This window comes from Alsobacter sp. KACC 23698, from assembly GCF_045348435.1.
GTDB lineage: Bacteria > Pseudomonadota > Alphaproteobacteria > Rhizobiales > Beijerinckiaceae > Alsobacter.
On sequence record NZ_CP157484.1, the window covers coordinates 5,578,360 to 5,593,377 of the forward strand.

General features: G+C 69.3%; 10 protein-coding genes. 4 read left to right on the forward strand and 6 right to left on the reverse strand.

All coding sequences use genetic code 11. The annotated features are described in order from the left end of the window. Nucleotides 1-76: 76 nt before the first annotated feature. Nucleotides 77-1,675: an ABC transporter substrate-binding protein gene (locus ABEG18_RS26590; protein ID WP_406856028.1), complete on the reverse strand. Its 1,599-nt coding sequence runs from the start codon at nucleotides 1,673-1,675 to the stop codon at nucleotides 77-79. Nucleotides 1,676-1,840: 165 nt separating this feature from the next. Next, on the reverse strand, nucleotides 1,841-2,995 hold the full coding sequence (argE, locus tag ABEG18_RS26595) for an acetylornithine deacetylase (RefSeq protein ID WP_406856029.1): 1,155 nt from the start codon (nucleotides 2,993-2,995) through the stop codon (nucleotides 1,841-1,843). Nucleotides 2,996-3,168: 173 nt separating this feature from the next. Between argE and ABEG18_RS26600 the strand changes: the two genes are divergently transcribed. Beyond that, the gene (locus ABEG18_RS26600) at nucleotides 3,169-4,335 is read left to right on the forward strand and encodes a M20 aminoacylase family protein (RefSeq protein ID WP_406856030.1); all 1,167 of its coding nucleotides are present in this window, start codon (nucleotides 3,169-3,171) and stop codon (nucleotides 4,333-4,335) included. 31 nt (nucleotides 4,336-4,366) lie between these two features. Here the strand turns inward: ABEG18_RS26600 and ABEG18_RS26605 are convergent, their stop codons facing one another. The 3 genes from ABEG18_RS26605 to ABEG18_RS26615 form a co-directional block, all read right to left on the reverse strand. Continuing rightward, nucleotides 4,367-5,149, reverse strand: a complete 783-nt coding sequence (locus tag ABEG18_RS26605; RefSeq protein ID WP_406856031.1) for a HesA/MoeB/ThiF family protein — start codon at nucleotides 5,147-5,149, stop codon at nucleotides 4,367-4,369. After that, complete coding sequence (locus tag ABEG18_RS26610) at nucleotides 5,146-5,745, reverse strand: 2-hydroxychromene-2-carboxylate isomerase (protein ID WP_406856032.1); 600 nt, start codon at nucleotides 5,743-5,745, stop codon at nucleotides 5,146-5,148. Before ABEG18_RS26610 ends, ABEG18_RS26605 begins: the two co-directional genes overlap by 4 nt. Nucleotides 5,746-5,807: 62 nt before the next feature. Next, nucleotides 5,808-8,270: a M10 family metallopeptidase gene (locus tag ABEG18_RS26615; RefSeq protein WP_406856033.1), complete on the reverse strand. Its 2,463-nt coding sequence runs from the start codon at nucleotides 8,268-8,270 to the stop codon at nucleotides 5,808-5,810. Nucleotides 8,271-8,537: 267 nt separating this feature from the next. Between ABEG18_RS26615 and ABEG18_RS26620 the strand changes: the two genes are divergently transcribed. The 3 genes from ABEG18_RS26620 to typA all read left to right on the forward strand — a co-directional run bounded on the left by ABEG18_RS26620 (nucleotide 8,538) and on the right by typA (nucleotide 13,403). After that, entirely contained in the window at nucleotides 8,538-9,770 is a 1,233-nt protein-coding gene (locus ABEG18_RS26620; RefSeq protein WP_406856034.1) for an argininosuccinate synthase, read from the forward strand. 150 nt (nucleotides 9,771-9,920) lie between these two features. Continuing rightward, entirely contained in the window at nucleotides 9,921-11,237 is a 1,317-nt protein-coding gene (locus ABEG18_RS26625; RefSeq protein WP_406856035.1) for a TAXI family TRAP transporter solute-binding subunit, read from the forward strand. A gap of 342 nt (nucleotides 11,238-11,579) precedes the next feature. Continuing rightward, nucleotides 11,580-13,403, forward strand: coding sequence for a translational GTPase TypA (typA, locus tag ABEG18_RS26630; RefSeq protein ID WP_406856036.1), 1,824 nt, complete (start codon nucleotides 11,580-11,582; stop codon nucleotides 13,401-13,403). Nucleotides 13,404-13,500: 97 nt separating this feature from the next. On the opposite strand, the gene ABEG18_RS26635 is transcribed toward typA, so the two are convergent. Then, nucleotides 13,501-15,018, reverse strand: a complete 1,518-nt coding sequence (locus tag ABEG18_RS26635) for a malonate--CoA ligase (protein WP_406856037.1) — start codon at nucleotides 15,016-15,018, stop codon at nucleotides 13,501-13,503.

The window sequence follows — 15,018 nt, forward strand, 5'->3', positions numbered from 1 at the left end:
TCCCGCGCCGTCGCCCCATCGGGGGAGATCGGCGGATGTCCCCGGCGCCCGCTGAAGGCGCCGGGGACGATCGGGCTTACTGCTTGGTGATCCAGTACAGCAGCACCTGGTTGTCGGCGCGCTGCACCAGCTTCACGTTCTTGGCCACGCCCCAGGCCAGCGACTGCTGGTGCAGGGGAATGTAGGAGTAGTCGTCGAAGCCGATCTGGAAGGCCTGCTTGATGAGCTGGTTGCGCTTGTTGACGTCGGTCTCCACGAGGACCTGGTCGGTGAGCGCGTCGAGCTTCTTGTTGCAGTAGCCGCCCAGGTTCGTCTCTCCGCGAGCCACGTTGGCGTCGTCGCGGCAGCCCATGATGTCGTAGAGGACATTGTGGCTGTCGAGCGTGCCGGGCGTCCAGCCGAGCAGGTAGAACGAGGTCTTGTAGCCGTTGGGCTTCAGGATCTTGGCGAAGTACTGCGCCTTGGGCTGGGCGTTCAGGTTGATCTTGACGCCCACGCGCGCCAGCATGCCGACCACGGCCTGGCAGATCGCCCCGTCATTGACGTAGCGGTCGGTCGGGCAGTCCATCCCGACCTCGAAGCCGTTCGGATAGCCCGCCTCGGCCAGGAGCTTCTTGGCGCCGTCCGGATCCACCTTCGGGCGGGTGAAGTCCTTCGACAGCGCGAACAGCTCGGGCGCGATCATCAGCGCGGAGGGCGTCGACAGCCCGCGCATGACGCGGCTCTTGATCGCCTCGATGTCGATGGCCTTGTAGAACGCCTCGCGGACGCGCACGTCCTTGAAGGGGTTCTTGCCCTTGACGCTCGATTCCAGCAGTTCATCGCGGGTCTGGTCGAAGCCGAGGAAGATGGTGCGCAGCTCGGGGCCGGTCAGCACCTGGGCGTTGCCGGTCTGGCTGATGCGCTGGATGTCCTGGATCGGAACCGGCTCGATGATGTCGACCTCGCCCGACAGCAGCGCCGCGACGCGGGTCGAGTCGGAGTTGATCGGGGTGAAGATCACCTCGGTGAGGTTATGCTCCGGCTTGCCCCACCAGCCCGGGTTCGGCTTGAACACGGTCTTCACGCCCGGCTGGTGGCTCTCGATCTTGAACGGGCCCGTGCCGTTGGCGTTCAGCGAGGCGTAGCTCGGCGTCGTCGCGCTGGCCGGAGTGGGGGCGACGGCGTTGTTCGCCTCGGCCCACTTCTTCGACATGATGTACCAGGTGTCCCACTGGTAATGCAGGATGGGGTTCGGCGACGACAGCACCACGTCGACGGTGTGGTCGTCGACCTTGACGAATTTGGCGTCCTTGGGAATGCGCGTCGTGAAGTTCGACCCGGTGGCGCGCACGCGGTCGGCCGAGAACAGCACGTCGTCGGCGGTGAAGTCCTCGCCATTGGCGAACTTCACGCCCTTGCGCAGGTAGAAGCGCCAGCGCGTCGGCTCGGGGGTTTCCCAGCGTTCGGCCAATCCGGGTCCGATGGCCAGGTCCTTGCCGCGCGAGGTCAGCCCCTCATAGACGTTGCCCAGATGGGCGTTCGTCGTCGTCTCGTTGAGAGTGTAGGGGTCGAGCGACTTGAGGTCGCCCTGGTTGGCGTAGCGCAGGGTGGCGGCCGAGACCGGCGCCACCGCGGCTGACCCGGCGGACAACGCCAGGGCCGCTGCGGCCGCGAAAAGAACCTTGCGAAGCATCGAGTGAAACCCTCCGTTCCGGATGAACCGCCGCCGCGTCCCCTCGACAGCGACGGTCGTCGATCTCCGGGATTGGTTGTTTTACGCGCCGGTCCGGCGCGAAGTCGCGAGAGTAGACGGGCTTTTGGCGCGCGGTCCAGCGGTTTTCGGCTTCAAACGATGCGCTCAGGCGGCCAGGTCGGCGATCAGGCCCCGCATGAAGCGCGCGCCCTTCTCGAGTTCCGAGATCTCGATGTACTCGTCGGCCTGGTGGGCCTGGGCGATGTCGCCCGGGCCGCACACCGCGGTCGACCATCCGGCCCGTTGGAACAGCCCCGCCTCCGTGCCGTAGGACACGACGCCCACGGCGTTGTCGCCCGTCAGCCGGCGCACGAGGCGCTCGGCCGCCCCGTCCGGCTCGGGACGAAGCCCGTGCACGGCGGCCCGGTGGACGATGTCGACGCCGGCGTCCGGGGCGATCCGCCGCATCCGGGGCTCGATCACGTCGCGCACATAGGCCTCGAAGCGGGCCTTGAACGCCCACGGATCCTCGGTCGGGATGGCGCGGACCTCCGAGACGAACTCGCACCGGTCGGCGACCACGTTGGCGGCCGTCCCGCCGCGGATGTAGCCGCAATGCAGCGTGGTGTAGGGCGGCTCGAACGGGCTCGCCGGATCGGCGTTGCGCCGGTTCTCCTCCATCACGTCGTCGTGCCAGGTCACCAGCCGGGCCGCCACCATGGTGGCGCTCACGCCGGTGTCGATCCGGCTGGAATGGACCGTATGGCCGCGCACGGTGGTGAAATAGGACACCGACCCCTTGTGGCCGTTGACCAGCTTCATGCGCGAGGGCTCGCCGACGATCACGGCCGAGGGCGTCGGGGTGCGGGCGGCCATCTCGTCCACCATCGCGATCGCGCCCTGGCAGCCCACCTCCTCGTCATAGCTCAGCGCGAGATGGACGGGCCGCTTCAGCCCCGCCCTCAGCATGTCGGGCACGAAGGCGAGCGCCAGCGCGTCGAAGCCCTTCATGTCGCAGGCGCCCCGGCCATAGAGCTTTCCGTCGCGCTCCGTCAGGGTGAAGGGATCGCTCGTCCAGGTCTGCCCGTCGACCGGCACCACGTCGGTGTGGCCGGACAGCACGACCCCGCCCGCCTCGGCCGGGCCCACCGTGGCGTAGAGATTCGCCTTGTCTCCCGCCGCGTTGGGGACCAGCCGGCTCTCGACCCCGTGGGCCGCCAGGTAGTCCCTGATGAAGTGAATGCAATCCAGGTTGGAATCGCGCGAGACGGTGGGAAACGCCACGAGGCGAGCCAGCATCTCGCGGGGTGTCAGGTGCATCAGGTAAGCCTCCGGTTGCGGCCACACTTTCCGTCGCGCGGCGCTGCGTCAAGGGCGCCGGCCTCGATCGCGCCCGGATCGCCGCCGTTGACCAAAGCTGGGCCATCCGATTTGCTGGCCGCCCCAACCCTGCGCCCGGCAGAGCCGGCCGCCTGCAGAACCGAGCGTCCCCCATGCCGATCATCAACCGCGTCGCCGCCCTGTCCGATGAGATCGCCGCCTGGCGACAGGACTTCCACACGCATCCCGAGCTCGACTACGACGTCCACCGCACGGCCGGGATCGTCGCCGAGAAGCTGAAGGAGTTCGGCTGCGACGAGGTCGTCACCGGCGTCGGCAGGACCGGCGTCGTGGGCGTCATCAAGGGCCGCCTGCCGGGCGACAAGGTGATCGCCATGCGGGCCGACATGGACGCGCTGCCGATCCAGGAGGAAACCGGCAAGCCCTACGCGTCGCAGACGCCGGGCAAGATGCACGCCTGCGGGCATGACGGGCACACCTCCATGCTGCTGGGCGCGGCCCGCTACCTGGCCGAGACCCGCAATTTCGCCGGCACGGCGGTGGTGATCTTCCAGCCGGCCGAGGAGGGCGGCGGCGGCGGCCGCGCCATGGTGGAGGACGGCGTGATGGACCGCTTCGGCGTCACCGAGGTCTACGGCATGCACAACATGCCCGGCCTGCCGGTCGGCGCCTTCGCGCTGCGCCCCGGCCCGCTGATGGCGGCGGCCGACCGCTTCACGCTGGAGATCGCCGGCCGCGGCGCCCACGCCGCGCATCCGCACGCCTCCATCGACACCGTGATGGTGGCGACCCAGATCATCACGGCCTTCCAGACGATCGTGTCGCGCAACGTCGATCCGCTGGAGGCGGCGGTGGTGTCGGTCACCTATGTGCGCGCCGGCGACGCCTTCAACGTGCTGCCCCAGAGCGCCACCCTGAAAGGCACCGTCCGCACCCTGAACCCCAAGGTGCAGGACCTCGTGGAGGCCCGCATGCACGAGATCGCGACCGGCGTCGCCGCCCTGCACGGGGCCGTCGCGACGCTTCAATACGATCGCGGCTATCCGTGCACGGTGAACCACGAGGCCCAGACCGCCTTCGCGGCGGACGTCGCCGCGCAGGTGGTGGGCGACGACCGGGTGAACGCCGCCGTGCAGCCCACCATGGGGGCGGAGGACTTCTCCTACATGCTGCTCGCCCGTCCGGGCGCCTTCATCTTCACCGGAAACGGCGACACGGCCGGGCTGCACAATCCCGGCTATGATTTCGACGACAAGGCCATCCCGGTGGGCGTGAGCTACTGGGCCAGACTCGTCGAGACCGCGATGCCGGCGGCCTGAGCCGCCCCGCAGCGCGCGCCGCCGCCGGCCTTCAGCGCCGCGCGGCGACGCCGCTCAGCGGGTTCTCCGGGTCCCAGCCATACCGCACGGTCTCGAAGCGCATGCTGCGGGCGTCGATCATCAGCAGGCGCCCGACGAGGCCCTCGCCGAAGCCGACGATCTCGCGCAGCGTCTCCAGCGCCATCATGCTGCCGACCATCCCCGCCAGCGCGCCGAGCACGCCCGCTTCGGCGCAGGCCGGGATCGAGCCGGGCGGGGGCGGTTCGGGAAAGAGGCAGCGATAGGTCGGGTTTGGCGCGCCGTCCGGGCCGTTTTCATGCGCCCTGATGGTCGTCAGCGACGCGTCGAAGGGGCCGAGCGCGCCCGTCACCAGGGGCCGCTTCGCCCGGAAGCAGGCATCCGCGACGGCGTAGCGGGTCTCGAAGTTGTCGGACCCGTCCGCCACGACGTCATAGGCGGCGGCGAGCGCCTCGGCGTTGCGGCCGTCCAGCCGCAGCCGATGCTGCTCCACCTTCACATGAGGATTGAGCCTGGCGACCGCCTCCGCGGCGCTCTCCACCTTGGGGCGGCCGATATCGGGCGTGCCATGGATCACCTGCCGCTGCAGGTTGGAGAGCGAAACGACGTCGTCGTCGACGATCCCGATCGTCCCCACCCCGGCCGCCGCCAGATACTGGATCATCGGCGCGCCGAGGCCGCCCGCTCCGATGGCGAGCACGCGGGCGGCGCGCAGCTTCTGCTGCCCCGGCCCGCCGACCTCGCGCAGCACCACGTGGCGGGCGTAGCGCTCCAACTCGTCGCCGGCGAGGCTCACCTGCGGCCCCGGGCCCAGTCGAGCCCCTCTTCGAGCCGGTCATTGCCCCAGAAGAGCTCCCCGTCCGGGGTGACGAGCGCCGGCGCGCCGAAGATGCCGAGCCGCTCGGCCTCTTCGGTCTCCTTGCGCAGCGCGTGCTTGACGAGGTCCGTCTGCGCCGCCGTCACGGCCGGCTCCAGCTCGAACCCCGTCTGCCGCACGGCGTCGGCGATCACCTCGGGATCGGCGATCGAGCGGCCCTCGCAGAACTCCAGCCGGAACACCGCCTTGGAGTAGGCGGGCCGGGCGTCCTCGGGCAGCGCGATCGCGACGCGCGCCGCGTGCAGGCTGTTCTGCGGGAACGGCTCCGGCCGCGTCAGCGGCAGGCCCAGCCGGTCGCACCAGCGCTCCATGTCCCGCCACATGTAGCGGCCCTTCACGGGCTGCAGGTTGAAGGGCGTCGTCGCGAAGCCCTGGGCCTTGAAGATGACGCCCAGCAGGAAGGGTCGCCAGCGCACGGCGACGCCGCGCTCCTGCGCGAGCGCCTCGATCCGCTCCGCGGCCAGGAAGGAATAGGTGGAGGCGAACTCGTACCAGAAGTCGACATGGGGCTGCATGGGCCGGACGGTAGCAGCGCCGGGGGGCTTTGCAAGGCGCCCCCGCGGCCCGCGATGCGTCCTCAGACGAACAGGAAGTCCGATACGGCGAGGTTCGATAGCGTGACGTTGCTGAGCGTGATCGTGTCGTTGGCCGACAGCGAGATGCAGACGTCCGCGCCGACCTGGGCCGAGGCCTTCAGCAGGCTGGCGTAGTTGGTCATCGACGTGCCGAGCAGACGGATCACGTCGTGGTCGACGCCCGCCGCGACGAAGTCGCTGATCACGTCCTTCCCGGCGGCGGCGCTGAACACGAACACGTCGACCCCGGCGCCGCCCGACAGCGTATCCGCGCCGCCGCCGCCCACCAGCGTGTCGGCTCCGCCGCCGCCCTGGAGGCGATTGGAGAGCGCATCGCCGGTGATCATGTCGGCGTAGGACGAGCCGATCACGGCCTCGATTCCGACGAAGAGGTCCCCGGCCGCGTCGCCGAGCCCTTGCGTGGCGTCGGCGAGGCTGAGGCGCACGCCCGCCAGCGCGTTGGCGTAGCTCACGGTGTCGAAGCCCGCTCCGCCGTCCAGCGAGTCGGCGCCGAGGCCGCCCTGCAGGATGTCGTCGCCCGCCCCGCCCAGCAGGGTGTCGGCGCCGGCGCCGCCATAGAGCTGGTCCGCTCCGCCGCCGCCCTCCAGGCGGTTGGCGCCGGCGTCGCCCGTGAGCACGTCGTTGAAGGACGAGCCGACCACCGCCTCGAAGCCCGAGATGACGTCGCCCGCGGCCGTGCCGCCGGAGACCGCGCCGCTTTGCAGGTTCACGGACACGGCCGCGGCCGAGTCGGCGTACGAGACGGTGTCGAAGCCGTCGCCGCCCGTCAGCGTGTCGGCCCCGAGGCCGCCCGACAGCCCATCGTCGCCGGCGCCGCCGAACAGCGCGTCCGCGCCCGTTCCGCCCTTGATGCTGTCGGCGCCGGCGGCGCCGTCGAACCAGCGGCCGGCGTTGTCGGCCACGAAGCTGTCCGCGTAGGCGGAGCCGAGCCAATGCTCCACGCCGGTGAAGACGTCGCCGGCGGCGTCGCCCTTCTGGTTGGCCGCCGTGAGCAGGTCGATGGCCACGCCCGCCGTCGCGGTGGCGTAGCTCGCGGTGTCCACGCCGGCGCCGCCGTCCAGCGAGTCCGCGCCGGCCCCGCCGACCAGCAGGTCGTCCCCGGCGCCGCCCAGCAGCGTGTCGGCTCCGGCCCCGCCGAAGAGCTGGTCGAGGCCCGCGCCGCCATCCAGCAGGTTGGCGTTGGCGTCGCCCCGCAGGATGTCGTTGAAGCCCGAACCGACCACGGCCTCGACCCGGATCAGGGCGTCGCCGGCCGCCTCGGCGCCGGCGCCCAGCCCCGTGCCGAGATCCACCGTGACGCCGCCCGTGGCGGCCGCATAGGAGGCCGTGTCGAAGCCGTCGCCGCCGTCGAGGCTGTCGGCCCCGAGACCGCCGATCAGCGTATCGGCGCCGGCCCCGCCCTGAAGCGTGTCATTGCCGGCGTTGCCGTTCAGCAGGTTGTTGGCCTGGTTGCCGACCAGGATGTCGTTGGCCGAGCCGCCATTGGCGGCTTCGATCAGCGAGCGCGTGTCGCCGTTGTACAGGAACGCGTTGGCGATCGTGCCGGGCGCGTAGGCGGTGGGGCTGAACTGCGCCACCTGCGAGCCGGCCAGGGTGGTCTCGGTGACCCACGAGCCCGGATTGAGGTCGATCCGCAGGCCGCGCGTATAGGCCGAGAAGTCGTAGGTGTCGAAGCCGCCGCCGTCCCACAGCGTCATCTCGATGTGGTTGCCCGCCGGCGCGCCCTGGCCGACGCCGTTGATGAACATCTCGCCGGTGGTCTGGCTCCACCGATAGGTGGTCGCGCCCGCATTGCTGTTGAAATTCGCCCCGTAGAGGCTCTGCAGCGCCTGGATGTCGTACAGCATCGGCGTCTGCGCGTAGCTGCCCGCGTAGTTGACGACGTTGTAGCCCGCCCCCGGAAACGCCTGATACGACATGATCGTGAAGTCGTTGCCGTCGAGGTTGGACGGCATGGCCCCGAACGACCCGCTGGTCTCGAACGAGTGCTTCAGGCCCAGCGCGTGGCCGATCTCGTGCATGGTGGCGAGATAATCGAACGTCCCGATCTGGGGCGGGGTGGACCAGTTCCGCATGAACCAGACGTCGCCGCCGGGACCGCCGGAGGGATAGTAGGCCCACGCATAGGCGCCGCTCCCGTCCACGGCGCTCGATCGCCCGAAGCGCATGTCGCTGGCGCCGCCGGTCGTCTCCGTGAAGGTCAGGTTGGCGAAGGACGAATACTCGGCGAGCACCGAGCGGACCATGGTCTGCTGCGCCGCCGTGAAGGCGGTGAAGTTCTGGCGGGTCTCCGCCGATGCGCCGGCCCAATTATAGTCGGAGCCGTATTGGCTCGCCGTCGTCGGGAAGCTGAAGGTGAGGGTCCCGGTGTTCCACCGAAGGCCGGACAACACACCATCCACCGTGCTCTTGCCCGTGGGGGCCACATAGACGCCGTAAGCCATGCAACAACTCGCAATGTTCAAGCCACTAAGTGGCAAGTGAGAGTTGTCTCATTGATCATTGCGCGTTCCGGGTGCATTAAGCCGATCCGTCGCATTCGAACGACCCTGCGCATTTTCCGGCCCAGGCCTCATATTCGAAGGCCGCGCTTGCGCCGGGCATGGCCTTGCCTATAGTCCCGCGCGATTTCAGGAGCCGCGAGGCTCCTCCCGCGGCAGGCCGGCGAACGGGGTCACGACGACCACGCCGGCGGCAGAGAGATGACGATCATGGCCGAGAAGCGCGTCAACAAGGTCGTGCTCGCCTATTCGGGCGGGCTGGACACCTCCATCATCCTCAAGTGGCTGCAGACCACCTATGGCTGCGAGGTCGTGACCTTCACGGCCGATCTCGGCCAGGGCGAGGAGCTCGGCCCGGCGCGCGACAAGGCTTTGCTGCTCGGCATCAAGCCCGAGAACATCTTTATCGAGGACGTGCGCGAGGAGTTCGTGCGCGACTACGTCTTCCCGATGTTCCGCGCCAACGCGCAGTATGAGGGGCTCTACCTGCTGGGCACGTCCATCGCCCGTCCGCTGATCGCCAAGAAGCAGATCGAGATCGCCGAGCGCGTCGGGGCCGACGCCGTGTCGCACGGGGCCACCGGCAAGGGCAACGACCAGGTGCGCTTCGAGCTCGGCTACTACGCGCTGAAGCCCGACATCACCATCATCGCGCCCTGGCGCGAGTGGGACCTCACCTCCCGCACCAAGCTGCTGGAATTCGCCGAGCAGAACCAGATCCCGATCGCCAAGGACAAGCGCGGCGAGGCGCCGTTCTCGGTGGACGCCAACCTGCTGCACGCCTCCTCGGAGGGCAAGGTGCTGGAGGACCCGGCCAACGAGGTGCCGGACTACGTCTACTCCCGCACCATCGACCCCGAGCAGGCGCCCGATACGCCCACCGTCATCACGATGGACTTCGAGAAGGGTGACCCGGTCGCGATCGACGGCGTCAGGATGTCGCCCGCCACCCTGCTGACCAGGCTCAACGAGCTCGGCCGCGCCAACGGCATCGGCCGGCTCGATCTCGTCGAGAACCGCTTCGTCGGCATGAAGAGCCGCGGCATGTACGAGACGCCCGGCGGCACGATCCTGTATTTCGCCCACCGGGGCATCGAATCCATCACGCTCGACCGCGGCGCGGCGCATCTCAAGGACGAGCTGATGCCGAAATACGCCGAGCTGATCTACAACGGCTTCTGGTTCTCGCCCGAGCGCGAGATGCTGCAGGCCATGATCGACAAGTCGCAGGAGGCCGTCACCGGCCGCGTCACCCTGAAGCTCTACAAGGGCTCCGCCTGGGTGATCGGCCGCGAAAGCCCCTACTCGCTCTACGACCAGGACCTCGTCACCTTCGAGGAAGGCGCCGTGGCCTACGACCACCGCGACGCCCAGGGCTTCATCCGCCTCAACGCCCTGCGCCTGCGCACGCTGGGCGCGCGCAAGCGCAAGCACGGGCTGTAAGCCCCGATCACGCATCCGTGTGGCCGCCGCGAGGGCGCCACACTTGCCGGGTACCGGGTCGCGATCCACCTTTCTCGGGATGCGTCGGCCCCAGGCGGGGCCGGGCCCGGCCCGGAGGCGTAGCCGCTGCGGATGAAACGAGCGCTGTTCATGGCGGCCGGAATGTTTGCGGTCGCGCTCGCGGTCGTGGCCGCCGCCTACGCCTATTCGCGCCCCACCGAGCTGACCGTCGCGGTGGGTCCGCCCACCAGCGAAGACGCCAAGCTCGTCCACGCGGTGGCGCAGAACCTGCGCCGGGACCGCGCCGCCATCCGGCTGCGCATCGTCACGGTGCCCGGTCCGGCCGAGGCGGCCGCGGCCTTCGACGACGGCAAGGCCGACCTCGCGGTGGTGCGCAGCGACCTCGCGACGCCGGCCGCCGGCCAGCTCGTCGCCATCCTGCACCGCAACGCCGCCGTCCTGCTGGCTCCGGGAGGCAGCGCCATCTCGGGCGTCGGCGACCTGCGCGGCAAGACCGTGGGCGTGCTGCGCCATTCCCCCGTGAACGACCGGCTGCTGGAGACCATCCTGCAGCAATATGAGGTGCCCGGCCACGAGGTGGCGCGCGTCACGCTCGATCCCGACGACGTGCTGCCCGCCGTGCGCGACCGCCGGGTGGACGTGGTGCTGGCCGTGGGGCCCGTCACCGGCAACCTCGTCCCGGCCGTCGTGGCGGCGGTGGCGGCGGCCAACGGCTCCGCGCCGGTGTTCCTGCCCATCGCCGAGGCGGACGCCATCGCGCAGCGCACGACCGCCTATGACAGCCTGCAGATCGTCCGCGGGGCCTTCGGCGGCGCGCCCCCGAAGCCGAGCGAGTCGGTCTCCACCATCGCGGCAGTCTACCGCATCGTGGCCCAGTCCAAGCTGGCGGACTCGCTGGTGACCGATTTCACCCGCCGTCTCTACGAGATGCGGCCGGATCTCGCCGCCGCCGTGCCGCTGGCCGCCCGCATCGAGGCGCCCGACACCGAGAAGGGCGCCCGCATTACGGTGCATCCCGGCGCCGCCGCCTATCTGGACGGCGACGAGGAGACCTTCCTGGATCGCTATGGCGACTGGTTCTACATCATCGCCATGGTGGTGGGCGGCGTAGCCTCCGCCGGCGCCGCCTTCGCCGGCCGGCTGCGCACGCGCGGCCACGAGCAGGCGCAGCGGCTCGAAAGGCTGCTCGGCATCATGCGCAAAGCCCGCACGGCCGAGAGCCAGAAGGCGCTCGACGAGCTCGAGGTGCAGGCCGACGAGGCCTTCTCGGAGACGCTGGCGCTGGCCACCCGCGAGCAGATCGACACCGGCCGCCTCGCCACCTTCTCGCTGGCGCTGGAGCAGGTCCGCCACGCCATCGCCGAACGCCGCCGCGTCCTCCCCGACAGACCCGCCGACGACCGCACCCCCCGCACCCTCACCCCCCTCCGCGCCGCGGGGGAGTAGGGGGCAGAGCGTTCAGGCTGCTTCTCGGGGGCGCGGCGGGGAGTCGAGTGTCAAGGCTGGCGTGGTGAGTTCAGGCGCACTTTGCATAAGCGCCGAAAAGGACGCGAGCGCTCGGCCGAGTCTATTCACCTCCCCCTTGTTCTCCACCAACCGCGCCCCATCTTTCTTCTACCGACGCGTGCGCTGGTCAGCCGCCGCCGGGACGCTCCCGTGACGCAATCCTTCGTTGTCCGGGGAGCCCCGGTGTGCTATTGCGCCGCAACGAATGAATACGGACAGGCCGAGGACCAGCCCGACTCCCACGGAGCCGGGCTTTGGCGTTTGGCGATTGAGAGATCACCCATGAAGCTGCGCAACATCGCGATCATCGCCCACGTCGACCATGGCAAGACGACCCTGGTGGACAAGCTCCTCGCCCAGTCGGGCACCTTCCGCGAGAACCAGAAGGTCGCCGAGCGCGCGATGGACTCCAACGACCTGGAGCGCGAGCGCGGCATCACCATCCTGGCCAAGTGCACCTCGGTGCAGTGGAAGGATGTCCGCATCAACATCGTCGATACGCCCGGCCACGCCGATTTCGGCGGCGAGGTGGAGCGCATCCTCAACATGGTCGACGGCGTCGTCGTGCTGGTCGACGCGGCCGAGGGCCCGATGCCGCAGACCAAGTTCGTGGTCGGCAAGGCGCTGAAGCTGGGCCTCAAGCCCATCGTGGCCATCAACAAGATCGACAAGCCGGAGGCGCGCGCCACCGAGGTCGTGAACGAGGTGTTCGACCTCTTCGCCGCGCTCGACGCCACCGACGACCAGCTCGATTTCCCGATCCTGTACGGCTCGGCCAAGCAGGGCTGGATGGCGACGAACCCGGACGGCCCCAAGACCGACCTCGGCCCGCTCTTCGACCTCGTGCTCCAGCATGTCGCGCCGCCGGCCGTCGAGGAGGGCGCGTTCCGCCTGCTCGGCACCATCCTGGAGGCGAACCCCTATCTGGGCCGCATCGTCACCGGGCGCATCACGTCCGGCACGGTGAAGCCGAACCAGGCCTTCAAGGTGTTCGACGCCAAGGGCGCGCTCATCGAGCAGGGCCGCGTCTCCAAGGTGCTGGGCTTCCGCGGCCTGGAGCGCGTGCCGGTGGACGAGGCTGAGGCCGGCGACATCGTCGCGATCGCCGGCATGGTGAAGGGCACCGTCGCCGACACCTTCTGCGACCCCTCCGTCGAGGGCCCGCTGCCGGCCCATCCCATCGATCCGCCCACCGTCACGATGCAGTTTCGCGTCAATGACAGCCCGCTCGCCGGCACCGAGGGCGACAAGGTCACCAGCCGCGTCATCCGCGACCGCCTGCTCAAGGAGGCCGAGGGCAACATCGCCCTGCGCGTCACCGAGTCGCCCGACAAGGACGCCATGGAAGTGGCCGGCCGCGGCGAACTCCAGCTCGCCATCCTGATCGAGCAGATGCGCCGCGAGGGCTTCGAGCTCGCCGTGTCGCGCCCGAAGGTGGTGTTCTCGCGCGACGAGGCCACCAACGAGATCCTCGAGCCCATCGAGGAGGTCACCATCGACGTGGACGAGGAGCATTCGGGCGTCGTCGTGCAGAAGATGTCCGAGCGCAAGGCCGAGATGATGGAGATGCGGCCTTCGGGCGGCAATCGCCTGCGGCTCGTGTTCCACGCCCCCACCCGTGGCCTGATCGGCTATCTGGGCGAGTTGCTGACTGACACGCGCGGCACCGCCATCATGAACCGCATCTTCCACGAATATGCGCCGTGGAAGGGCGAGATCGCCGGCCGCCGCAACGGCGTGCTGATCTCCAACGACATTGGCGAGGCCGTGGCCTACGCGATGTGGAATCTGGAAGATCGCGGCCCGATGATGATCGAGCCGGGCTGGAAGATCTATCAGGGCATGATCGTGGGCGAGCACAGCCGCGACAACGACCTGGAAGTGAACCTCCTGAAGGGCAAGAAGCTCACCAACGTCCGCGCCGCCGGCAAGGACGAGGCCGTGCGCCTCACCCCGCCGATCCGCATGACGCTGGAGAAGGCGCTGGCCTATATCCAGGACGACGAGCTCGTGGAAGTGACCCCGAAGGCCATCCGCCTGCGCAAGGTCTGGCTGGACCCGAATGACCGCAAGCGCGCCGAGCGCGCCAAGGAAGCCGTGGCCTGAGGCCATCCCGGCTCCTGTCCCAGAACGACGAAGCCCCGGGCGCGAGCCCGGGGCTTTTCGTTGACGTCCTGCGCCTCGTCTGGGAGGCGGCGCGCCGTTACTTCGCGTAGAGGTCCTTGTGCTGCTCGCGCAGCACGTTCTTCTGCACCTTGCCCATGGTGTTGCGAGGCAGCTCCTGCGTCAGGAACACGCGCTTGGGCTGCTTGAACTTGGCCAGCCGGCCCTCCAGGCGCGACAGCACGTCCTTTTCGGTGAGCGTCGACCCGGGCGGCACCACCACCACCGCCGTCACGCCCTCGCCGAAGTCCGGATGCGGCACGCCGATGACGGCGCTCTCCACCACGCCCGGGATGGAGTCGATCTCCGTCTCGACCTCCTTGGGGTAGACGTTGTAGCCGCCCGTGATGACGAGGTCCTTGCCGCGCCCGACGATGTGCACATAGCCGCGCTCGTCGATCTTGCCGAGATCGCCGGTGATGAAGAAGCCGTCGGGCTTGAATTCCGCCGCGGTCTTCTCCGGCATGCGCCAGTAGCCCTTGAACACATTCGGGCCCTTCACCTCGATCATGCCGACCTCGCCGTCCGCCAGCGCCGCGCCGCTCTCCGGGTCGACGACGCGCAGCTCCACGCCGGGCAGCGGGAAGCCAACGGTGCCGGGCACGCGGTCCCCGTCATACGGGTTGGAGGTGCTCATATTGGTCTCCGTCATCCCGTAGCGCTCCAGGATGGCGTGGCCGGTGCGCTCGCTCCAGGCGCGGTGGGTTTCGGCCAGCAGCGGCGCCGAGCCGGACACGAACAGGCGCATATGCGCCGTGGTCTCGCGGTTGAGCCGCGGCTCCTGCAGCAGGCGCACATAGAAGGTGGGCACGCCCATCATGCAGGTGGCGCGCGGCATCAGCCGCATCATCTCGTCGGCGTCGAGCTTGGGCAGGAACAGCATCGAGGCGTTCGCCATCAGGATGGTGTTCGTCGCCACGAAGAGGCCGTGCGTGTGGAAGATCGGCAACGCGTGCAGCAGCAGGTCGTCGGCGGTGAACCGCCAGTATTCCTCCAGCGTGAGAGCGTTCGAGGCGAGGTTCCAATGCGTCAGCATGGCGCCCTTGGAGCGGCCCGTCGTGCCTGATGTATACAGGATGGCCGCCAGATCGTCCTTGCTCCGCGCCACGTCGGCGAAATCGGCCGGCATCGACCGGGCCAGCTCCATCAGCGACCCGTCGCCGGACGTTCCCAGGGTTTCGGTGGCCGAAACCCCCAGCCGCGAGGCCAATTGGCCGAGCGCCGCGCCGTTGCGCGGCGATGCGACCACCATGCGCGGCTCGGCGTCGCCGATGAAGTATTCCAGCTCGGCCAACGTGTATGCCGTGTTCAGCGGTAGGTATACCGCGCCGGCGCGCAGGCAGGCCAGATAGAGCATGATCGCCTCGGCGCTCTTCTCCACCTGCACGGCGACCCGGTCTCCGGTCTGCACGCCCCGGGAGGTCAGCACATGCGCGAGCCTGGCCGAGAGGTCCAGCATGTCCGCATAGGTGAAGCGCCGGCCGTCGCTGGTCTCGATGAACAGCTTGCCGGGCGTGCCGATGCGCTGGCGGACGAGCGCGAAGAGATTGTCGGACAT